We start from the raw sequence: 21,013 nt of genomic DNA, 5'->3' as shown, positions 1-21,013 counted from the left end.
GACCCGCAGGACGGGGTGAGGGGTTCGGGTTCGCCGTACGGAGTTCGCGGTACGGGGTTCGCGGTTCGGCCGTACGGAGGTGCTCCCTCCGTGCCGTCGGCGTGGCTCAGCTGAGGCTGTGGGACGCCAGCAGGTCGCCCAGCGTCTCCTCGTGGGCCGCCGCGGAGCCGAGCGAGAGCTCCAGTTGTTTGGCCCAGGCGTGATAGCGGTGCAGCGGATAGTCCGTGTCGGCGCCGAAGCCGCCGTGCAGGTGCTGGGCGGTCTGCACGACCCGTCGTACGCCGTCCGACGCCCAGATCTTCGCGACCGCGATGTCCCCGACCGCCGGAAGCGCCCCCTCGGACCCGGTGGAGATGCGCCAGGCGGCCTGCCAGAGGGTGGCTTCCATGGCGCGCAGATCGATGTAGCGGTCCGCTGCCTGGACGGCCACGGCCTGGAAGGTCGCCACGGGGTGGCCGAACTGCACGCGCTTGCTCGTGTAGTCGCTGGACATGGCGAGTACGGCTTCGCCGAGGCCCAGGGCGAGCGCGCAGGTGCCGGTGGTGAGGAGATTGCGGAGCTCGTCCCAGGCGCCCTCGGCGGCGATGACGTCGGTGGCGGGGACGCGGGCGGCGTCGAGGTGGAGTTCGCCGAGGCGTTCGCCGTTGGTCGAGTACTGCTCGGCGAGGGTCAGGCCGTCCTGGGTGCGCTGGACGGCGGCGAGGACCGTGCGGCCCTCGGGTGTGTGGGCGGGCACCACGATCAGGTCGGCGTTGTGGGCCCAGGGCACGGCGGTCTGGACGCCGTCGAGGGTCCAGCTGTGGTCGTTCGGGTCCTGGCGTGCGGTGACGGCGAGTTCGGCGGGGTCGTGTCCCGTGCGGCCGTTGGCGGCGACCGTGAGGACGAGCTCGCCGCGGCCCGTCGCCGCCAGGGTGCGCTGCTTCAACTCCGGGCTGCCGTGGGCCTGTACGGCCTGCGCGGCGGCGCTGTTCTCGAGCAGCGGTACGCGGGCGACGACCTTCGCGGACTCGCGCAGTACGAGGCAGAGGGCGATGGCGTCGAGGCCCGCGCCGTTGTGTTCCGGAGCGATGAGCAGGCTCAGCAGGTCGGACTTGGCCAGGGTGTTCCACAGAGCGCGGTCGAAGTCGTCGGCCACGGCCTTGGTGGTGAGGGCGGGGCTGGGTACGGCGTCCGGTGCGGTGGTGGCGAAGACGGCCTTGGCTGCCTCGACGGCTGCTTGTTGTTCTTCGGTGAAGGTGAAGTCCACTGCCTGTCCTCCCCGGCTTCGGTCCTGTCCAGCGGGCCCGGGCGCGCACGCACGCACAGCACTCGGACCCTGATCTGACGGGTCGTCAAGATAGAACAGGTTCTAGAGGAAGGGAAGGGAAGGGAAGGGAAGGGAAGGGCGCTCCCCGGCGGCACCCTCCCTCGCAGTGGAAACCCCTCAGCGGTCGAAGTCCAACTCCACCTTCTCCGTTGCCGGATGGGACTGGCACGCCAGCACGTAACCCGCCTCCGTCTCCTCCGGTTCGAGGGCGAAGTTGCGGTCCATGCGGACCTCGCCGGAGACCAGGAAGGCCCGGCAGGTGCCGCACACGCCGCCCTTGCAGGCATACGGCGCGTCCGAGCGGTTGCGCAGCACCGTGTCGAGCAGCGCCTCGCCGTCCTGGACGGGCCAGGTGCCGGAGCGGCCGTCCAGGGTCGCGGTCACCGTGCTGTGCGCGGGAGTCGGCGCCTTCGGTGCGGACGCCGCCGTGCCGTCGTCGACGTGGAAGATCTCCTCGTGGATGCGGTCTCTTCGTACGCCGAGGGAGCGCAGGGCCCGTTCGCTGCCCTGGACGAGGCCGAAGGGGCCGCAGAGGAACCAGCCGGCGATCTCGTCGACGGGCAGCAGTGCGGGGAGGAGTTGCTCGATGCGTTCCTCGTCGAGGCGGCCGGTCACCACGCCGGCCTGCTGTTCCTCCCGGGAGAAGACCGTGACCAGCTGGAACCGTGTCGGATAACGGTCCTTGAGGTCGGCGACCTCCTCCAGGAACATCGTCGACGCCGCCGTGCGGTCGCTGCGGATCAGGCAGAACCGGGCCTCGGGCTCGCGCGCGAGGAGCGTCGCGACGATCGACAGGACCGGTGTGATGCCGCTGCCGCCGACGATCGCGGCGTAGTGCCCCGGCCGGGGTTCGAGCGTGAAGCGCCCGGCGGGCGTCATCACGTCCAGGACGTCCCCGACGGCGATCTCCTTGTGCGCGTACGGGGAGAACGCGCCGCCCTCCACCATGCGCACGCCCACCCGCAGTTGCCGCGGCCCTTCGGGGTCGAGGGCGGGGGAGCAGACGGAGTACGTACGGCGGACCTCCTTGCCGTCGACGTCGCGGCGCAGGGCGAGGTGCTGGCCCGGCGCGTACCGGTACTCGGCGCGGAGCTCCGCCGGTACGTCGAAGGTCAGGGCCACGGCGTCCTCGGTGAGCGGGTCGACGGCCGCGACGCGGAGCGGGTGGAAGCGGGCCATCGTGCCCGGCTTGCCTGCCATCACAACTCCTTGAAGTGGTCGAAGGGTTCACGGCAGGCGACGCAGCGGCGCAGTGCCTTGCAGGCGGTGGAGGAGAAGCGGCTGAGCAGCTCGGTGTCGGTGGAGCCGCAGTGCGGGCAGCGCACGGCCAGGGTCAGCGGGACCGGCCCCTGGGTGGCGCCCGCGCGGGGCGGGGCTATGCCGGACTCGGCGAGCTTGCGGCGGCCCTCGTCGCTGATGTCGTCCGTGGACCAGGCCGGGGTGAGGACGCGGCGGACCGTGACCTCGGGCATGCCGTGCTCGTGCAGCACCTTCTCTATGTCCGCGGTCATCGTCTCCACGGCCGGACAGCCCGTGTACGTCGGCGTCAGGTCCACCTCGACGCTGCCGGGGCCGAGGACGCGCACGTCCCGGACCACGCCCAGCTCCGCCAGGGTGATCATGGGCAGTTCGGGGTCGGGGACCGAACCGGCAAGTTCCCGGAGGCGCTCTTCGAGGCGGGACTCGAGCGAGGTCGGTGGGGTCAGTGGGGTCGTCACCATGTCGCCCCCGGGTGGCTGCGGTGCAGGTGCTGCATCTCGGCGAGCATCCGGCCGAAGGACTCGGTGTGCAGCCCCTGGCGGCCGGCGCCCGCGGTCCAGGCGCCGGTCTGCGGTGTCTCCGGCAGCGTCAGGGTGGCGCCGCGCAAGGTCTCGGCGATGGACGTGTCCCAACTGGCCTGCAGCGACTCCCAGTTGATGCCGTGGCTGGCCGTCAGGCCGTCGACGGGCTGGAACATCTCGCCTGTGTACCGCCACAGGGCGTCCACCGCGCGCTGCATCCGCGCATGGCTCTCCTCCGTGCCGTCGCCGAGGCGGAGGGTCCACTGCTCGGCGTGGTCGCGGTGGTACTCGACCTCCTTGACGGCCTTCGCGGCCAGCGCGGTGAAGGGGCCGTCGGTGCGGGCCAACTCCGCGTACAGGAAGGACTGGTACGTCGAGAAGTACAGCTGGCGGGCGATGGTGTGGGCGAAGTCGCCGTTGGGCTGCTCGACGAGTTGGAGGTTGCGGAAGGCGCGCTCCTCGCGGAGGTAGGCCAGCTCGTCCTCGTCGCCGACCTGGGAGAGGAGGATGCGGGCCTGGCCGAGCAGGTCGAGGGCGATGTTCGCCAGGGCGACCTCCTCTTCGAGGACGGGCGCGTGGCCGGCCCACTCCCCCAGCCGGTGGGAGAGCACCAGCGCGTCGTCGCCGAGCGCCAGGGCGGCGGCGGTGACCGCCGGGTCCAGGGCCTCGGGGGCGTCCGCCCGGGCGGCGCCGGCGGGCGCGGTCGCGGGTGCTTCGGGGGCGGTCACAGGTGCTTCACTCCTTCCGGGATCTCGTAGAACGTGGGGTGGCGGTACGGCTTGTCGCCTGCGGGCTCGAAGAAGGAGTCCTTCTCGTCGGGGGACGAGGCGGTGATCGCCGCCGAGGGCACGACCCACAGGGAGACGCCTTCGTTGCGGCGGGTGTAGAGGTCGCGGGCGTTGCGCAGGGCCATCTCCGCGTCCGGCGCGTGCAGGCTGCCGGCGTGCGTGTGGGAGAGGCCGCGGCGGGAGCGTACGAAGACCTCCCAGAGCGGCCAGTCGGTCGATGCGGTCATGCCGTCGCCTCCCCGTGGAGCTGTGCCGTACCCGCGTGTGCGGAGCTGTCTTCTGCTGTCCCCGCGTGCGCGGAGCTGTCCTGTGCCGTGCCTGTGTGGGTCGAGCTGTCCTGTGCCGTCGTGCTGTGCTTCGACGCGTAGGCCGCTGCCGCTTCGCGGACCCAGGCGCCCTCTTCGTGCGCCCGCCTGCGCTGGGTGATGCGCTGTTCGTTGCAGGGGCCGTTGCCCTTGAGGACCTCGCGGAACTCGGTCCAGTCGATGGGGCCGAAGTCGTAGTGCCCCCGCTCCTCGTTCCACTTCAGCTCCGGGTCGGGGAGCGTCAGTCCGAGGGTCTCGGCCTGGGGGACGCAGATGTCCACGAAGCGCTGCCGCAGCTCGTCGTTGGAGTGGCGCTTGATCTTCCAGGCCATGGACTGCGCGGAGTGGGACGACTCGTCGTCGGGCGGGCCGAACATCATCAGCGAGGGCCACCACCAGCGGGCCACCGCGTCCTGCGCCATCGCGTGCTGCTCCGCCGTGCCCCGGCTGAGGGCGAGCAGCGATTCGTACCCCTGGCGCTGGTGGAAGGACTCCTCCTTGCAGATCCGGACCATCGCGCGGGCGTACGGACCGTACGAGCAGCGGCAGAGGGGGACCTGGTTGGTGATCGCGGCGCCGTCCACGAGCCAGCCGATCGCGCCGACGTCGGCCCAGGTCAGCGTGGGGTAGTTGAAGATCGACGAGTACTTCTGGCGGCCTTTGTGCAGCTTGTCGAGGAGTTCGTCCCGGCTGGTGCCGAGGGTTTCCGCCGCGCTGTAGAGATACAGGCCGTGGCCCGCCTCGTCCTGGACCTTGGCGATCAGGATGGCCTTGCGGCGCAGGGACGGGGCGCGCGTGATCCAGTTCGCCTCGGGCTGCATGCCGATGATCTCGGAGTGGGCGTGCTGCGCGATCTGGCGGACGAGCGTGGCCCGATAGGCGTCGGGCATCCAGTCCCGCGGTTCGATGCGTTCGTCCGCGGCGACCGCGGCGTCGAACGCCGTGGTCCGGTCCTGCGCGGTCACCGTCGCCATGCCTGCCTGTCCCCTCGTTCGACGTCCCGGCCTCGTGCCGGGAGCTCCGCCTTGATCAACCTACCGACCGATCGTTCGGTTCGTCGATTTCAATGGTGGGACCGGCGGCCATACGGTGTCAACCCTGTGGATAACCTCACGGCCGCTGTGCGCTGGCACCTCGGCTGAGTACCGTTCCGATGGCGAATCAGCGGTACGGGACGAATCAGCGGTGCTGCGGGGACCAATCAGTGGCGCTGCGGGGCCGAATCAGCGGTACGGGGACGGGAGCGGGCGCCATGGACGGGTACGAGCAGGGCCGCGGCGCCGGCGCACGGCCGCCCGGACCCCGCACCGGCATCGCCGCGCTGTCCCCGCCGTACCAGCTCGCGGCGTTCGTGGTGCTCGCCGCCGTCGGCATCGTGACCTGCGTGCACCTCGCGATGGTGTTCCTGCACGTCGCCCCGGCGAACACGGTGACCAAGCAGCACGGCCAGGCGGTCGATGACTGGGTCTACCCCGAGTTCGAGCAGAACTGGAAGCTGTTCGCCCCCAACCCGCTGCAGCAGAACATCGCCGTCGAGGCCAGAGCCCAGTTCCGTACCGAGGACGGCCGGATCCGGCACACCGACTGGCACGGCCTCTCCGCGCAGGACGGCGCGGCCATAGACGGGAACCTGCTGCCCAGCCACACCGAGCAGAACCAGCTCCGCCGCGCCTGGGACTACTACACGTCCACGCACGACACCCGGAACCGGCCGAACGGCATGCGCGGCGAGCTCTCCGCCGAGTACCTGCGGCGGATCGCGGTGCTCCGGATCGACCGGGCCGAGCGCGCCCCGGCCACGGACGAGCTGCTGCGGGTCCAGGTCAGGTCGGTGACCACCAATGTGCAGCCGCCCGCGTGGAGCGGCGAGAAGCTCGACCCCAAGCCCGTGATCCGCATGCTGCCCTGGTGGAACGTCACGTCCCAGGACCTGGAGGTACGTGACCGGTGAACCGCTTCGACCGCCCGGCGGCGGCGCTCTCCCGCGGCATCGACCGGGTCACCTCGCGTGCGCTCGGCCCGTACCAGACGGCCGTCATCCGCATCGGCTTCTCCGCGACCTGGCTGCTCTTCCTGCTGCGCGAATTCCCCAACAGGCATGAGCTGTACGGGCCGCAGGGCCCCTGGAGCTGGGAGCTCGCGCACCGTCTGATCCTCGACAACCAGGCCTTCACCGCCCTGATGTGGGGCGACGGCCGTCTCTGGTTCGAGTGCGTCTACGGGCTCGCGATGCTCTCCAGCGTGCTGCTGATGCTGGGCTGGCGCACGCGCACGATGTCCGTGCTGTTCATGGTGGGCGCACTGTCGGTGCTGAACCGCAGCGTGTTCGTCGGCGACGGCGGCGACAACGTGATCCATCTGATGGCGATGTACCTGGTCCTGACGCGTTGCGGCCAGGTGTGGTCGCTCGACGCGCGGCGCGCGGCTCGGGCTGCACGCGCGCGTGGAGACGGTTTTCGCGAGCCTGCTGAGGAGGGGGCTGAGGCGGAGGCCGGGGAGCGGTTCGGAGCGGAGCCTGATCTCGATCGGGTCGGGCCCGTGCTGTGGTGGATTCTGGGCCTCGCCCTCTCTGTAGTGACGTTTTTCGGGCTGCTCACCGGCGGCTGGGCGCTGGTCTTCTGGGCGATCTGGCTGGCGCAGGGAGTCTGGTGGCTGCTCGGTCGCCGGGCGCCCGGCTCACAGCTCCGCGCCCTGTGCGACGTCGTCGCCAACCTCCTGCACAACGCCGCCCTGTTCGTGATCATGGCGGAGGCGTGCCTGATCTACGCGACGGCCGGCTGGTACAAGATCCAGGGCAGCCGCTGGCAGGACGGCACCGCCGTCTACTACCCGCTGCACCTCGACTACTTCTCGCCCTGGCCGGCCCTCTCCCAGCTGCTGTCGACGCACGGCACCGCGATCATGCTGATCACCTACGGCACGGTGATCGTGCAGGTCGCCTTCCCGTTCACGCTGTTCAACCGCCGCGTCAAGAACGTGCTGTTGGCGGCCATGATGTTCGAGCACGCCGTGATCGCCGTACTGCTCGGGCTGCCGTTCTTCTCGCTCGCGATGATCGCCGCCGACGCGGTCTTCCTGCCCACGACGTTCCTGCGCCGGATCGGAAACCGGGCCGCACGCGCGCGTGGCGCCCTCTCGGCCCGTACGCGCGGCGTCCCGGGGCAGCGCGGAGGTACGGAGGCCGGTCCGGCGCCCAGGGCGGTGGCCGGTGCTGGGTCCCGTGCTGCGTCCGGTACGGGGCCTGACGCCGAGCCGCCGTACGGAGCGGGCGTGCTGCAGGCCGGGCCGCCGGACGCGGAGCCGCCGTCCGCCGGGACGCCCGAGGCGTCGCCGCGCCCCTGACCAGCCCACGTAGGCTGCACGGCATGAGTGCGGTGGATGTGGACGGGGCTGTGCGCCGTTGGCGGGTGCTGAGCGAGACGGCGGTCCTGCTCGACGGATTCCATGCGCTCAAGCACGCCCTGCGGTTCGGCGCGACCGTCCCGGCCGTGCTCACCAGTGACAGGGACGAGGCTCTCGCGCTCGCCGACGAGCTGGCCCCCGACGTCCGCGACCGCATCGCCGAACTCGCCGTGGAGGTCCCCGCCGACGCCCTGCGGGGGCTGGTGCCGAGGGCGCACCCCACGGGCGTCGCCGCGCTCGCTGTGCGCCCCGACCGGGAGGGCCAGCTCGCGGTGCTCGCGCAGCAGCGGCGCCCGGCGCCCGCCGTGATCCTCGACAACCCGCGCAACCTGGGCAACGCGGGCGCCGTGATCCGCCTGGCCGCGGGCTTCGGCGCGACCGGCGTGATCACCACCGGCTCTCTCGACCCCTGGCACCCGACCGTCGTACGGGGCGCGGCCGGGCTGCACTACGCGACGGCCGTCGAACGGCTCCAGGTCGACGAACTGCCCGCCGGGCCGCTGTACGCGCTCGACCCCGAGGGCGACGACATCCGGTCCGTCACCCTGCCCGACGACGCGCTGCTGGCCTTCGGCTCGGAGCGCTCGGGCCTCTCGGCCGAACTCAGGGAGCGCGCCGACGAGTTGATCGCCCTGCCGATGCGACCCCAGGTGTCGAGCTACAACCTGGCCACCAGCGTCGGCATGACGCTCTTCCACTGGTCGACGAGCTCCGGCCGACCCACGCCCGCGCCGGTCGACGCCGAGTAGCCGGAGGCGGTACGGGGGCGAACCCGCACCGCGCCCCAGCCGACGCCCGGGAGGCGACCGCCGCCCCGCTCACGACTCCCGTCGGACCTCCACCACGCGGAAGCGGTTCGCGACGAACGCGCTGTCGCACAGCGCCGCGTTGGCCGCCGGGTTGCCGCCCGAGCCGTGGAAGTCGGAGAAGGCCGCCGTCTGGTTGACGTACACCCCGCCGGTGAGGTTGAGGGAGAGCTGGGCGCACTCCTCCAGGCAGACCTCCTCCACCAGGTGCTCGAACTCCTGCGACGTGGAGTACGCGCCGACCGTCATCGCGCCCTTGTCCCGCACCGTGCGCCGCAGCAGCTCCACCGCGTCGGCGGCCGATTCGACGGCCACCGCGAAGGAGACCGGGCCGAAGCACTCGTCGAGGAACACGGACTCCGCGTCCGGCTTCGTGCCGTCCAGCTTGACCATCAGCGGGCTGCGCACCACCGCGCCGGGGAACTCCGGGTTGCTGATCTCCCGGCTGGCGAGGGCCACTTCACCGTGCCCGGCGGCCGCGTCCAGGCGGGCCTTCACGTCCGGGTTGACGAGGGCGCCGAGCAGCGCGTTCGCCCGCGCGTCGTCCCCGAGGAGGCCGTCGACCGCGCCCGCGAGGTCGGACACCACCTCGTCGTACGCTTTCGGGCCCTGGTCCGTGGAGATGCCGTCGCGGGGGATGAGGAGGTTCTGCGGGGTCGTGCACATCTGGCCGCTGTACAGCGACAGGGAGAACGCCAGGTTCGACAGCATTCCCTTGTAGTCGTCGGTGGACTCGATGACGACCGTGTTGACGCCGGCCTTCTCCGTGTAGACCTGCGCCTGGCGGGCGTTGGTCTCCAGCCAGTCGCCGAAGGCAGTCGATCCGGTGTAGTCGATGATGCGGATCTCGGGGCGCACGGCCAGGGTCTTGGCGAGGCCCTCGCCGGGCAGCTCGGCGGCGAGCGCCACCAGGTTCGGGTCGAAGCCCGCCTCCGCGAGCACCTCACGGGCCAGCTGCACGGTCAGGGCGAGCGGCAGCACCGCGCGCGGGTGCGGCTTGACCAGGACCGGGTTTCCGGTGGCGAGGGACGCGAACAGGCCCGGGTATCCGTTCCACGTCGGGAAGGTGTTGCAGCCCACCAGGAGGGCGATGCCGCGCGGCACCGGCGTGAACTGCTTGCGCAGGTTCAGCGGGTCCCGCTTGCCCTGCGGCTTGCTCCAGTCCGCGGCGCCGGGGGTGCGGATCTGTTCCGCGTACGCATACGCCACCGCCTCCAGGCCGCGGTCCTGCGCGTGCGGGCCGCCGGCCTGGAACGCCATCATGAAGGCCTGGCCGCTGGTGTGCATGACCGCGTGCGCAAACTCGTGCGTCCGCGCGCTGATGCGGGCCAGGATCTCCAGGCAGACCACCGCGCGCGTCTCCGGCCCCGCGTCCCGCCAGGCGGGCATCGCCGCGCGCATCGCGGGCAGCAGCACAGCGGGGTCGGCGTGCGGATACTCCACGCCCAACTCCACGCCGTAGGGCGAGACTTCGCCGCCCGCCCAGCCGTCCGTGCCGGGCTGGCCGAGGTCGAGCCGGGTGCCCAGGACCGCGTCGAAGGCCGCCTTGCCCGCGGCCGCGTCCAGCGAGCCGTTCTCCCCGTAGGCCTTGGGGTGCTCGGGGTGGGGTGACCAGTACGCACGCGTGCGGATGGTTTCCAGGGCCTGGTCGAGGGTGGGCCGGTGCTTCTCGATGAGCTGTTGCGCGGTTACTGCGGCGGCCATGAGGGACAACTCCTCGTCGAGCTGGGCTGGAACAGGAGGACAGAGTTAGAGTAACCGAACGATCGGTCGGGACAAGAGGGGTCGGCCGGACCTGTGGAAAACCCATGCGGGAGGATCGCGAGCATGACAGGACTCGACCGCACACGCCCGGTGGCCGTCGTCGGCACCGGCACCATGGGCCAGGGCATCGCCCAGGTCGCGCTGGTCGCCGGACACCCCGTGCTCCTGCACGACGCCGCGCCGGGACGCGCCGAGCAGGCCGCCGCCGCCATCGCCGGGCGCCTGGACCGGCTCGTCGAGAAGGGCCGGCTCTCCGACGACGACCGCCGCGCCGCGCAGGCCCGCCTGAAGCCGGCCGGGACGCTCGCGGAGCTCGCCGACTGCGGACTCGTCGTAGAGGCCGTCCTGGAGCAACTCGACGTGAAGCAGGCGCTGTTCCGCGAGCTGGAGGCGATCGTCGACGCGGACTGCCTGCTCGCCACGAATACCTCCTCGCTGTCCGTCACCGCCATCGCGGGCGGCCTGGAGCACCCCGGCAGGTTCGTCGGCCTGCACTTCTTCAACCCCGCGCCGCTGCTGCCGCTGGTCGAGGTCGTCAGCGGCTTCGCCACCGAGGAATCCGCCGCCACGCGCGCGTACGACACGGCGAAGGCCTGGGGGAAGAGCCCGGTGCGGTGCGCCGACACCCCCGGTTTCATCGTCAACCGCGTCGCCCGCCCGTTCTACGCGGAGGCGCTGCGGGTGTACGAGGAGCGTGTCGCGGACCCCGCCACCGTGGACGCCGTCCTGCGGGAGTGCGGCGGGTTCCGGATGGGGCCGTTCGAGCTGACCGACCTGATCGGCCAGGACGTCAACGAGGCCGTGACGCGCTCCGTGTGGGAGTCCTTCTTCCAGGACCCGAAGTTCACGCCCTCCCTGGCGCAGCGCCGCCTGGTCGAGTCCGGCCGCCTCGGCCGCAAGTCCGGGCACGGCTGGTACGCGTACGCGGACGGCGCCGAGCGGCCGGAACCGGCACTTCAGGAGCCGGTTTCCGCTCCTGCGGAGGTGACCGTCCACGGGGACCTCGGGCCCGCCGAACCCCTGCTCGGGCTCCTCAAGGGCGCAGGGATCGCCGCGCACAGGGAGGCCTCGGAGGGCGAGGCCTCGGAGAGCTGTGCCGCGGAAAGCGCTCACATCCGGCTCCCCTGCGGGGCGCGCCTGTTCTCGGCGGCCGAGGGGGTCATGGCGAGCAGCCTGGGCGACGCGGTGCAGTTCGACCTGGCCCGTGACTACGAGGCCACCTCGCTGATAGCCGTGGCTCCCTCCGTGACGGCGTCCGACGCGGCGCTGCGGGAGGCCACCGGGCTGTTCCAGGCGCTCGGCAAGCAGGTCGTCGTGGTCGCGGACGTGCCCGGACTGATCGTGGCCCGTACGGTCGCCATGCTCTTCGACATCGCCCTCGACGCCCTGGACCGCGGCGTCGCCGGCGCGGACGACATCGACACGGCCATGCGGCTCGGCGTCAACTACCCCGAGGGGCCGCTCGGTTGGGGCGAGAGCGTCGGCCTCCGGCGCCTGCACGACCTGCTGACCCGCATGCACGACCAGCAGCCGACCGGCCGCTACGCCCCCTCGATCGGGCTGCGCCGCCGCGTCCACGCCCAGGAAGAGACGGTCCGCTCATGACCACCGCCAGACGTGACACGTACACCCCGGAGACGCTTCTCGCCGTCGCTGTGCGGGTTTTCAACGAGCGTGGCTACGACGGCACGTCGATGGAGCACCTGTCCAAGGCGGCGGGGATCTCCAAGTCCTCGATCTACCACCATGTGGCGGGCAAGGAGGAGTTGCTGCGCCGCGCGGTGAGCCGCGCCCTCGACGGGCTCTTCGGGATCCTCGACGAGGAGCACGCGCGCGTGGGGCGTGCCGTGGACCGGCTGGAGTACGTGACCCGGCGCATGGTCCGGGTCCTCACCGCCGAACTCCCGTACGTGACGCTGCTGTTGCGGGTGCGGGGGAACACGGCGACCGAGCAGTGGGCGATGGAGCGGCGCCGGGAGTTCGACCACCAGGTGGCCGATCTGTTCAAGGCGGCCGTCGCGGACGGGGACCTGCGGGCGGACGTCGAGGTCAGGCTGGCGACACGGCTGCTGTTCGGCATGATCAACTCGATCGTCGAGTGGTACCGCCCGGGCGGCCGGGGCATGGACGACGAGCAGATCGCCGAGGCCGTCGTGCATCTCGCGTTCGCGGGGCTGCGCACGGAGGAGTGAGCGCGGGGCTCCCGAGCCGGCTGGGCTGCGCCCTCCGAGCCGACTGGGCTGCGGCCCCCGAGCCCGGCTGGGCTGTGCCCCTTCGCCCCTGGAACCAGCCGGGGCCCAACGGCCTGCGGCCGCAGGCCTGCGCCGCCGCGCCCTACACCTCCGGATCCAGATCCGTCTCCTCGAACACCAGCAGCGTGCGCGTGCTCAGGACCTCCGGGATGGACTGGAGGCGGGTCAGGACGAGTTCGCGGAGGGTTCGGTTGTCCGGGGTGTGCACCAGGAGCAGGACGTCGAAGTCGCCGCTCACCAGGGCCATGTGCGCCGCGCCGGGCAGTTCCTTCAGCTGTTCGCGGACCGTGCGCCACGAGTTCTGCACGATCTTCAACGTGATGTACGCGGACGCGCCCTGCCCGGCGCGTTCGTGATTGACGCGCGCCCCGAAGCCCCGGATCACGCCGTCCTCGATCAGCCGGTTGATGCGCGCGTACGCGTTGGCACGGGACACATGGACGTGTTCGGCCACGGAGCGTATCGAGGCGCGACCGTCCGTCTGCAGCATGCGCAGGATGTCCCGATCGATGGCGTCCAGGGGGCGCGGCGGCGGCAGCGGGGCGGTCGGCGGCGCCGCCGACGGCTCGGCGGTCGGCTCGACCGGCTCGTCGGACCCCTGATCGGCCATTCGTTCAGGTGCCATGTCCCCCCGCCTCTCTACCATGGACGTACTGCATCTATCCCAGGCTGTGGAGAACCGTTTGTCCACAGGCTGGAGGTGCCTGTAGCCAAAATGCGCCGACGACCGAACAATCGGTAGGTGAGGCGCAACGCACAGCCGCGTCTCTCTCGACATCTGCCCGACCCCTGATCAACACCCAGAATTCAGGACATTCGAGGAGGTGCACGCGGTGAAGAACCAGAGCCCGGTCATGGAGCAGCGGGGGTCCTACCGACCCAGCCCGCCGCCCGCCTGGACACCCCGTACCGACCCCGCCCCACTGCTGCCCGATGCCAGGCCGTACCGCGTCCTCGGCACGGAGGCCGCGGCCAAGGCGGACCCGGCGCTGCTGCTCGAGCTGTACGAGCAGCTGGTGCGCGGCCGCAGATACAACGCGCAGGCGACGGCGCTCACACGCCAGGGCCGGCTCGCGGTCTACCCGTCGAGCACCGGGCAGGAGGCCTGCGAGGTCGCCGCGGCGCTCGCCCTCGAAGAGCGGGACTGGCTCTTCCCCAGCTACCGCGACACGCTCGCAGCGGTCGCCCGCGGCCTCGACCCCGTGCAGGCCCTGTCGCTGCTGCGCGGCGACTGGCACACGGGGTACGACCCGCACGAGCACCGCATCGCGCCCCTGTGCACCCCGCTCGCCACCCAACTCCCGCACGCCGTGGGCCTCGCGCACGCCGCGCGCCTCAAGGGCGACGACGTGGTGGCGCTTGCGATGGTGGGCGACGGCGGCACCAGCGAGGGCGACTTCCACGAGGCGCTGAACTTCGCCGCGGTGTGGAAGGCGCCGGTCGTCTTCCTCGTGCAGAACAACGGCTTCGCCATCTCCGTGCCGCTCGCCAAGCAGACCGCGGCCCCGTCCCTCGCCCACAAGGCCGTCGGGTACGGGATGCCGGGCCGCCTGGTCGACGGCAACGACGCGGCGGCGGTCCACGAGGTGCTGACCGACGCCGTCCACCGCGCGCGTGCGGGCGGCGGCCCCACGCTGGTGGAGGCCGTGACGTACCGCATCGAGGCGCACACGAACGCCGACGACGCGACGCGCTACCGAGGGGACGCGGAAGTGGAGGCCTGGCGCGCGCACGACCCGATCGCGCTCATAGAGGGGGAGTTGACCGACCGCGGCCTCCTCGACGAGGCCCGGGTGCAGGGCGCCAAGGACGCCGCGGAGGCGCTCGCCGCGGACCTGCGGGAGCGGATGAACCAGGACCCCGTCCTGGACCCGATGGACCTGTTCACGCACGTGTACGCGGAGCAGACGAGCCAACTGCGCGAGCAGGCGGCCCAGTTGCGCGCCGAGCTGGAAGCGGAGGCCGAGCGATGACCACCGTGGCGGACAAGCCGAGCACGACGGCGGTGAAACCGGCCTCCATGGCGCAGGCCCTGCAGCGCGCGCTGCGGGACTCCCTGGCCGCGGACCCGACCGTGCACGTGATGGGTGAGGACGTCGGCACGCTCGGCGGCGTCTTCCGCATCACCGACGGCCTCACGAAGGAGTTCGGCGAGGACCGCTGCACGGACACCCCGCTCGCGGAGGCGGGCATTCTGGGCACGGCCGTCGGCATGGCGATGTACGGTCTGCGGCCGGTCGTGGAGATGCAGTTCGACGCGTTCGCGTACCCGGCGTTCGAGCAGCTGATCTCGCACGTGGCGCGGATGCGGAACCGTACGAAGGGCGCGATGCCGCTGCCCATCACCATCCGGGTGCCGTACGGCGGCGGCATCGGCGGCGTCGAGCACCACAGCGATTCCTCCGAGGCGTACTACATGGCGACGCCGGGCCTGCACGTCGTCACGCCGGCCACGGTCGCCGACGCGTACGGGCTGTTGCGCGCCTCGATCGCCTCCGACGACCCGGTGGTGTTCCTGGAGCCCAAGCGGCTCTACTGGTCGAAGGACTCCTGGAACCCCGACGCTCCGGCGACCGTTGAACCGATAGGCCGGGCGGTGGTGCGGCGCACCGGCCGCAGCGCGACGCTCATCACGTACGGCCCGTCCGTGCCGGTCTGCATGGAGGCCGCGGAGGCCGCGCGTGAGGAGGGATGGGAGCTCGAAGTCGTGGACCTGCGCTCGCTGGTGCCCTTCGACGACGCGACGGTCTGCGACTCGGTGCGCAGGACCGGCCGCGCGGTCGTCGTGCACGAGTCGAACGGGTTCGGCGGCCCGGGCTCGGAGATCGCCGCGCGGGTCACGGAGCGCTGCTTCCACTATCTGGAGGCGCCCGTGCTGAGGGTGGCGGGCTTCGACATCCCGTATCCGCCGCCGATGCTGGAGCGGCATCATCTGCCGGGCGTGGACAGGATCCTGGACGCGGTGGCGAGGCTGCAGTGGGAGGGGGACAGCTGATGGCGCAGGTCTTCGAGTTCGCTCTGCCCGACCTGGGCGAGGGACTCACGGAAGCCGAGATCGTCCGCTGGATGGTGTCCGTGGGCGACGTGGTCGCGGTGGACCAGCCGGTGGTCGAGGTCGAGACGGCCAAGGCGATGGTCGAGGTGCCGTGCCCGTACGCGGGCGTGGTCACCGCCAGATTCGGCGAGGAGGGCACGGAACTCCCCGTAGGGGCACCGCTGTTGACGGTCGCGGTCGGCGCGGGCGCCGATGACGTCCCGTCGGCCGGCCTGAACGGCGCCGGTGGCGGTGCGTCGCCCGCCCGTACGGAGAGCGGCGAGCGCGCGGCCAAGTCCGCCGAGGGCGAGGGCGCGGCGGAGTCGTCGGGGAACGTCCTGGTCGGGTACGGCACGGGCGCGGCCCCGGCCCGCCGCCGCAGGGTCCGGCCGCCGGGCGTGGGCCAGGCGGGGCAGGCAGGCCGGGCAGGTCAGGCAGGAACGGCCGCGAGGGTGGGGGAGGCGCCGCAGGCGCCGCAGGCGCCGTCGGCGGCAAAGGCGGCCCCCGCCGAGGAGACCGCCCCGGCCCCGTCCCCGGCCCCGGCCACCGCGCGGACCCCGCAGCCCGCTCCTCCCGCTCAGCCCTCTCCGCCCTCTCCGCCCGTACGGGACACCCAGGGAGCGCGGGACGCGGAGGGGCCAATTCCGGTGATCTCCCCGCTCGTACGCCGACTGGCGAAGGAACACGGCCTGGACCTAAGGGAGTTGACCGGCTCGGGCGCGGACGGCCTGATCCTGCGCGCCGACGTGGAGTACGCGGTGCGGGCGGCCGAGCGCGCCGCGCAGCAGGAGACCGCACGCGCGGAGGCGGAGCGCGCGGCCGTGGGCCAGACGCGTACGCCGCTGCGCGGGGTGCGGGGAGCCGTCGCGGACAAGCTGTCCCGCAGCCGCCGCGAGATCCCCGACGCGACCTGCTGGGTGGACGCCGACGCCACGGAGCTGATGAACGCCCGCAAGGCGATGAACAGCGCGGCGGCCGGGGACAAGGTCTCCCTGATCGCGCTGCTCGCCCGTATCTGCACGGCGGCCCTCGCCCGGTACCCGGAGCTGAACGCGACGGTCGACACCGAGGCCCGCGAGATCGTCCGCCTGGACGAGGTGCACCTCGGCTTCGCGGCGCAGACCGAGCGCGGCCTGGTCGTGCCGGTGGTGCGGAACGCGCACCGGCGGGACGCGGAGTCGCTGAGCGCCGAGTTCGGTCGGCTCACGGAGTCGGCGCGCACGGGTTCGCTGACCCCGGCCGACCTGACCGGCGGCACGTTCACGCTGAACAACTACGGCGTCTTCGGCGTGGACGGCTCGACGCCGATCATCAACCACCCCGAGGCCGCGATGCTCGGGGTCGGCCGCATCACGCCCAAACCCTGGGTTCACCAGGGCGAGTTGGCGGTGCGTCAGGTGGTCCAGCTCTCCCTCACCTTCGACCACCGGGTCTGCGACGGAGGCACGGCGGGCGGCTTCCTGAGATACGTGGCGGACTGCGTGGAACAGCCGGCGGTGCTGCTGCGGACGCTCTGAGGCGAGTGCGACGGGCTCCGGCCCTGTTGGGGTGCGGCTGCCGAGGCCCGGGCGGTGGTGACGTTCGGGTGACGAGGCGGATGACAAGACCGGTGTGACGGAAGTCCCTTGGGGGACAAGGCGCGCACAGGGGTGGCATTGATCGCCGCTGCGGCCATACTCGGTGGATGACCTCGTATGACGCCGTCGTGCTCGCCGGCGGCGCCGCCCGGAGACTCGGCGGCGCCGACAAACCCGGTGTGCGCGTCGGCGGCCGGGCGCTGCTCGACCGCGTCCTCGCCGCCTGCGCCGACGCGGCCACGACCGTGGTCGTCGCCGAGCGCAGGCCGACCGTCCGCCCCGTCGTGTGGGCGCGTGAGGACCCGCCGGGCGGCGGCCCGCTCGCCGCGCTCGCCGCGGGGCTGAGCCGCACGACGGCGGACGTGGTGCTCGTACTCTCCGCGGACCTGCCCTTCCTGGAGGAGCGCACCGTACGGCGACTGCTCGACGACCTGCGCGACGCGCGAGACCTGCACGACGCGGGCGACCAGCACGACGCGGGCGACCAGCACGCCCCGCACGCCCCGCATGCCCCGGGCTCCGTCGACGGCGCGATGCTGGTCGACGCGGGCGGGCGGGACCAGCCGCTGGTCGCCGCGTACCGGGCCGACGCGTTGCGCCGTGGCGTGGCGCGGCTGGCCCAGGAGCACGGTGGGCTCGGCGGGCTGCCGCTGCGGAGGCTCACCGCCGGACTCACCCTCACCCGGGTCACCGAACCCGGCGACTCCCGTGCCGCGTTCGACTGCGACACCTGGGAGGACATCGCCGAAGCCCGCGCACGCATCAGGGAGCATGAGCACGTGCTGGATGAATGGATCACCGCAGTCAAGGACGAGCTGGGCGTCGACCTGGACGTCGACACCGGCGTGCTGCTGGACCTCGCGCGTGACGCCGCGCACGGGGTCGCGCGCCCGGCGGCGCCGCTGACCACGTTCCTCGTGGGGTACGCGGCGGCGCAGGCGAAGGGCGGACCCGAGGCCGTGGCCGAGGCCGCGCGCAAGGCCGCCGCGCTCGCCGCCCGCTGGGCGGACGAGGACAAGCCCGACGAGGACAAGCCCGACGCCAGCAAGCCCGACAACCCGCCGGGCGGCGACGGTACGGCCACGAGCACGGCCACGAGCACGGCCACGAGCACGAGCACGAGCACCGCACCGGACGCCGGATGACCCCGCCCCGCGGCCTGAACGGGATGAGCACCGCCGACGGCCCGGACCGGGCGGCACAGGACGCCGACCGCGACCGAGACCACGACCAGGACGTGGACGAGGCCCTGGCCCTGGTCAGAGAGGCCGCAGCTGCGGACGCACACGCAACGGGAGGCGCCGGCCACGAGCACCGCCCTGCCCCCAACTCCCGGCACCAGAACCCCCGTTCACCGTCCCCCAGCAACCCGAATCCGAACCACCCGAACCCGAACCCGGGCCCGGGTCACCAGAGCCCGAACCACCAGAACCCGAACGACCGGGGCCCGAACCACCAGAACCCGCCCCACGCCCACCGCCACAAGGGCACTCCCTGGCCCCAAGCCCGGGCCACCGCCGCCCGTGCCGCGACGGAAGCCGTGAGGCGAGCAGCCCGTGAGGTCCCCGCGGCCCGCGCAGCGGAGACCGTCCCCCTCGACCAGACCCTCGGCCTCGTCCTCGCCGAGCCGCTCACCGCGCTGACGGATCTGCCGTCGTTCGACACGTCGGCGATGGACGGCTGGGCGGTCGCCGGGCCGGGCCCCTGGAAGGTGCGGGACGAGGGCGTGCTGGCCGGGCAGTCCGGGGCGGACGCGCTCGCGGACGGCGAGGCGATGCCGATCGCGACCGGCGCGCGCATCCCCCGCGAGGTCACCGCGGTCATCCGCAGCGAGCACGGCCGTACGGACGACAAGGGCCGGCTGCACGCGCAGCGCGAGGTGATGCACGGTCAGGACATCCGTCCACGCGGTCAGGAGTGCCGCAGCGGCGACCAACTCCTGCCCGCGCAGACCCAGGTGACCCCCGCCGTCCTGGGCCTCGCGGCGGCCGCCGGGTACGACGCGCTGGCCGTCGTCCCGCGCCCCCGGGTCGAAGTCCTGGTCCTGGGCGACGAGTTGCTCACCGAGGGGCTGCCGCGCGAGGGCCTGATCCGGGACGCGCTCGGCCCGATGCTGCCGTCCTGGCTGCGTGCGCTCGGCGCGGAGGTCATCGCCGTACGCAGGCTCGGGGACGATGCGAAGAAGCTGCGGGACGCGGTCGCCGGGTCGCCGGCCGAGCTGGTCGTGACCACCGGAGGCACCGCTTCCGGCCCCGTCGACCATGTGCATCCGACGCTGCGGGCGCTGGGCGCCGAGCTGCTCGTGGACGGGGTGGAGGTGCGGCCCGGGCACCCGATGCTGCTCGCCCGGCTCGACGAACGCCGCCACCTCGTGGGCCTGCCGGGCAACCCGCTGGCCGCGGTGTCGGGGCTGCTGACACTGGCCGAACCGCTGTTGCGTACGCTTTCCGGGCGGATCGCGCCGGTTCCGTACTTCGCCCCCACCAGGGACGAGGTCCACGGGCATCCGCACGACACGCGGCTCGTGCCCGTGGCGTTGCGTGCGGAACCGCAGTTGGTCGCCGTGCCGTTGCACTACAACGGTCCGGCCATGCTGCGCGGGATCGCCGCGTCCGACGGGCTCGCCGTGGTGCCGCCCGGCGGGGCGAAGCCCGGCCAGGAGCTGGAGATCCTCGACCTGCCGTGGACGCTGCCGTCCGTGCCTGCCCTGGCAGACGCGCCGGCGGACGTACCGACAGAGGCACCGGCGGACGCCCCGACCAGCGGCCGGGACCAGTAGCCCCGACCAACGGCCGGGACCAGGGGCCGGGCCCAACAGCCGGAAACCACCGACAAGCGACCGATGACCAACGACGCGAGCACCGCAGGAGGGTGTTTCACGTGAAACTGCCCGGCCATGACGCCATGGCCCGTCAGGCGGACGAACATCTGGTGAGCGCCCAGGTGAAGCTGCCGAAGCGGGAGGTCGAACGCCCCCTGCGGCAGGTCGCCCGTCGACTGGCCATGGCTCTGGTCGTGCTGGTCTCGACGGCGTTCATCGTCTACGCCGACAGCGACGGCTACAGCGACAACCACGACGGCAAGCTGAGCCTCCTGGACGCGTTCTACTACGCGACCGTCACGCTCTCCACCACCGGCTACGGCGACATCGTCCCCGCGAGCGACGCCGCCCGGCTCACCAACATCTTCGTCATCACGCCACTGCGTGTGCTGTTCCTGATCATCCTCGTCGGCACCACGCTCGAGGTCCTCACCGAGCGCACCCGCGAGGAATTCAGGCTGAACCGCTGGAGGTCCCAGTTGCGCGAACACACCGTCGTCGTCGGCTTCGGCACCAAGGGCCGCTCCGCGATCCAGACCCTCTGCGCGACGGGCCTGAAGAAGGAGCAGATCGTCGTCGTCGACCCCAGCGCGAAGGTCATCCAGGCCGCCACGGCCGACGGCTTCGTGGGCGTCATCGGCGACGGCACGCGGAGCGACGTACTGCTGCGGGCCGAGGCGCAGAAGGCCCGCCAGGTCGTGATCGCGACCCAGCGCGACGACACCGCGGTCCTCGTCACGCTCACCGCACGCCAGCTCAACCGAGGCGCGAAGATCGTCGCGGCGGTGCGGGAGGAGGAGAACGCCCCGTTGCTCCGCCAGTCCGGCGCCGACGCGGTGATCACCAGCGCCAGCGCCGCCGGCCGACTGCTCGGCCTGTCGGTGCTCAGCCCCAGCGCGGGCACCGTGATGGAGGACCTGATCCAGCAGGGCAGCGGCCTCGATCTCGTCGAACGGCCGGTGATAAAGGCCGAGGTGGGGCGCACTCCGCGCGAGGTAGAGGAGCTCGTGGTGAGCGTCGTCCGCGGACACCGGCTGCTCGGCTACGACGATCCGGCCATCGGCAAGCTCCAGTTGACGGACCGTCTGATCACGATCGTACGAGCCACGCCCGGCCCCTCCGGCGTCCCGGACGTGCGCCCGCTGCCGAGCGACTGAGCGCGTACGCGGGTATGGGG

19 protein-coding genes are annotated in these 21,013 nt (G+C 72.3%); 11 read left to right on the top strand and 8 right to left on the bottom strand.

Features of this window, described 5'->3' with window-relative positions:
• Nucleotides 1–106: 106 nt before the first annotated feature.
• The 6 genes from ACIDOF_RS12240 to paaA all read right to left on the bottom strand — a co-directional run bounded on the left by ACIDOF_RS12240 (nucleotide 107) and on the right by paaA (nucleotide 5,154).
• Nucleotides 107–1,246 (bottom strand): acyl-CoA dehydrogenase family protein, encoded by a 1,140-nt coding sequence (locus ACIDOF_RS12240; protein WP_409005845.1) that lies wholly within the window; start codon nucleotides 1,244–1,246, stop codon nucleotides 107–109.
• A 177-nt stretch (nucleotides 1,247–1,423) separates the two neighbouring features.
• Nucleotides 1,424–2,485, bottom strand: coding sequence for a 1,2-phenylacetyl-CoA epoxidase subunit PaaE (gene paaE / locus ACIDOF_RS12235; protein ID WP_409006085.1), 1,062 nt, complete (start codon nucleotides 2,483–2,485; stop codon nucleotides 1,424–1,426).
• 20 nt (nucleotides 2,486–2,505) lie between these two features.
• Entirely contained in the window at nucleotides 2,506–3,027 is a 522-nt protein-coding gene (gene paaD / locus ACIDOF_RS12230; protein WP_409005844.1) for a 1,2-phenylacetyl-CoA epoxidase subunit PaaD, read from the bottom strand.
• The gene (paaC, locus tag ACIDOF_RS12225) at nucleotides 3,021–3,749 is read right to left on the bottom strand and encodes a 1,2-phenylacetyl-CoA epoxidase subunit PaaC (RefSeq protein ID WP_409006084.1); all 729 of its coding nucleotides are present in this window, start codon (nucleotides 3,747–3,749) and stop codon (nucleotides 3,021–3,023) included. The genes paaD and paaC overlap by 7 nt, the downstream gene beginning before the upstream one ends.
• 62 nt (nucleotides 3,750–3,811) lie before the next feature.
• Nucleotides 3,812–4,102 carry a 1,2-phenylacetyl-CoA epoxidase subunit PaaB gene (paaB, locus tag ACIDOF_RS12220; protein ID WP_409005843.1) on the bottom strand — a complete coding sequence of 97 codons (291 nt, stop codon included), beginning with the start codon at nucleotides 4,100–4,102 and terminating at the stop codon, nucleotides 3,812–3,814.
• On the bottom strand, nucleotides 4,099–5,154 hold the full coding sequence (gene paaA / locus ACIDOF_RS12215) for a 1,2-phenylacetyl-CoA epoxidase subunit PaaA (protein ID WP_409005842.1): 1,056 nt from the start codon (nucleotides 5,152–5,154) through the stop codon (nucleotides 4,099–4,101). Before paaA ends, paaB begins: the two co-directional genes overlap by 4 nt.
• 278 nt (nucleotides 5,155–5,432) lie before the next feature.
• On the opposite strand from paaA, the gene ACIDOF_RS12210 reads away from it, so the two are divergent.
• From ACIDOF_RS12210 to ACIDOF_RS12200, 3 genes are read left to right on the top strand one after another with little or no spacing between them, the layout of a single operon-like run.
• Nucleotides 5,433–6,131, top strand: a complete 699-nt coding sequence (locus ACIDOF_RS12210; protein ID WP_409005841.1) for a DUF5819 family protein — start codon at nucleotides 5,433–5,435, stop codon at nucleotides 6,129–6,131.
• Complete coding sequence (locus ACIDOF_RS12205; RefSeq protein ID WP_409005840.1) at nucleotides 6,128–7,522, top strand: HTTM domain-containing protein; 1,395 nt, start codon at nucleotides 6,128–6,130, stop codon at nucleotides 7,520–7,522. Before ACIDOF_RS12210 ends, ACIDOF_RS12205 begins: the two co-directional genes overlap by 4 nt.
• Before the next feature lie 23 nt (nucleotides 7,523–7,545).
• Nucleotides 7,546–8,331, top strand: a complete 786-nt coding sequence (locus ACIDOF_RS12200) for a TrmH family RNA methyltransferase (protein WP_409005839.1) — start codon at nucleotides 7,546–7,548, stop codon at nucleotides 8,329–8,331.
• A gap of 69 nt (nucleotides 8,332–8,400) precedes the next feature.
• Here ACIDOF_RS12200 and paaN read toward each other — a convergent pair whose 3' ends face one another.
• Nucleotides 8,401–10,092 carry a phenylacetic acid degradation protein PaaN gene (gene paaN, locus ACIDOF_RS12195; RefSeq protein WP_409005838.1) on the bottom strand — a complete coding sequence of 564 codons (1,692 nt, stop codon included), beginning with the start codon at nucleotides 10,090–10,092 and terminating at the stop codon, nucleotides 8,401–8,403.
• Nucleotides 10,093–10,215: 123 nt separating this feature from the next.
• Here paaN and ACIDOF_RS12190 point away from each other — a divergent pair, with 123 nt between their 5' ends.
• Both ACIDOF_RS12190 and ACIDOF_RS12185 read left to right on the top strand, forming a co-directional pair.
• Nucleotides 10,216–11,757 carry a 3-hydroxyacyl-CoA dehydrogenase gene (locus ACIDOF_RS12190; protein ID WP_409005837.1) on the top strand — a complete coding sequence of 514 codons (1,542 nt, stop codon included), beginning with the start codon at nucleotides 10,216–10,218 and terminating at the stop codon, nucleotides 11,755–11,757.
• On the top strand, nucleotides 11,754–12,344 hold the full coding sequence (locus ACIDOF_RS12185; protein ID WP_409005836.1) for a TetR/AcrR family transcriptional regulator: 591 nt from the start codon (nucleotides 11,754–11,756) through the stop codon (nucleotides 12,342–12,344). The genes ACIDOF_RS12190 and ACIDOF_RS12185 overlap by 4 nt, the downstream gene beginning before the upstream one ends.
• A 142-nt stretch (nucleotides 12,345–12,486) precedes the next feature.
• On the opposite strand, the gene ACIDOF_RS12180 is transcribed toward ACIDOF_RS12185, so the two are convergent.
• On the bottom strand, nucleotides 12,487–13,029 hold the full coding sequence (locus ACIDOF_RS12180; RefSeq protein WP_409005835.1) for an Lrp/AsnC family transcriptional regulator: 543 nt from the start codon (nucleotides 13,027–13,029) through the stop codon (nucleotides 12,487–12,489).
• Between the two features lie 229 nt (nucleotides 13,030–13,258).
• Between ACIDOF_RS12180 and pdhA the strand changes: the two genes are divergently transcribed.
• The 6 genes from pdhA (at nucleotide 13,259) to ACIDOF_RS12150 (ending at nucleotide 20,993) form a co-directional block, all read left to right on the top strand.
• A complete protein-coding gene (pdhA, locus tag ACIDOF_RS12175; RefSeq protein ID WP_409006083.1) occupies nucleotides 13,259–14,377 on the top strand; it encodes a pyruvate dehydrogenase (acetyl-transferring) E1 component subunit alpha in 1,119 nt (372 codons plus the stop codon).
• Nucleotides 14,374–15,399 carry an alpha-ketoacid dehydrogenase subunit beta gene (locus tag ACIDOF_RS12170; protein WP_409005834.1) on the top strand — a complete coding sequence of 342 codons (1,026 nt, stop codon included), beginning with the start codon at nucleotides 14,374–14,376 and terminating at the stop codon, nucleotides 15,397–15,399. Before pdhA ends, ACIDOF_RS12170 begins: the two co-directional genes overlap by 4 nt.
• Nucleotides 15,399–16,955, top strand: coding sequence for a dihydrolipoamide acetyltransferase family protein (locus ACIDOF_RS12165; protein WP_409005833.1), 1,557 nt, complete (start codon nucleotides 15,399–15,401; stop codon nucleotides 16,953–16,955). Before ACIDOF_RS12170 ends, ACIDOF_RS12165 begins: the two co-directional genes overlap by 1 nt.
• A 167-nt stretch (nucleotides 16,956–17,122) precedes the next feature.
• Nucleotides 17,123–18,160: a DUF6457 domain-containing protein gene (locus ACIDOF_RS12160; RefSeq protein ID WP_409005832.1), complete on the top strand. Its 1,038-nt coding sequence runs from the start codon at nucleotides 17,123–17,125 to the stop codon at nucleotides 18,158–18,160.
• A 23-nt stretch (nucleotides 18,161–18,183) separates the two neighbouring features.
• The gene (locus tag ACIDOF_RS12155) at nucleotides 18,184–19,794 is read left to right on the top strand and encodes a molybdopterin molybdotransferase MoeA (RefSeq protein ID WP_409005831.1); all 1,611 of its coding nucleotides are present in this window, start codon (nucleotides 18,184–18,186) and stop codon (nucleotides 19,792–19,794) included.
• A 125-nt stretch (nucleotides 19,795–19,919) separates the two neighbouring features.
• A complete protein-coding gene (locus ACIDOF_RS12150; RefSeq protein WP_409005830.1) occupies nucleotides 19,920–20,993 on the top strand; it encodes a potassium channel family protein in 1,074 nt (357 codons plus the stop codon).
• Nucleotides 20,994–21,013: the final 20 nt, after the last annotated feature.

Source organism: Streptomyces sp. Da 82-17 (assembly GCF_046098215.1).
Classification (GTDB): Bacteria; Actinomycetota; Actinomycetes; order Streptomycetales; family Streptomycetaceae; genus Streptomyces.
This window is presented reverse-complemented; position numbering and strand designations above follow the sequence as displayed.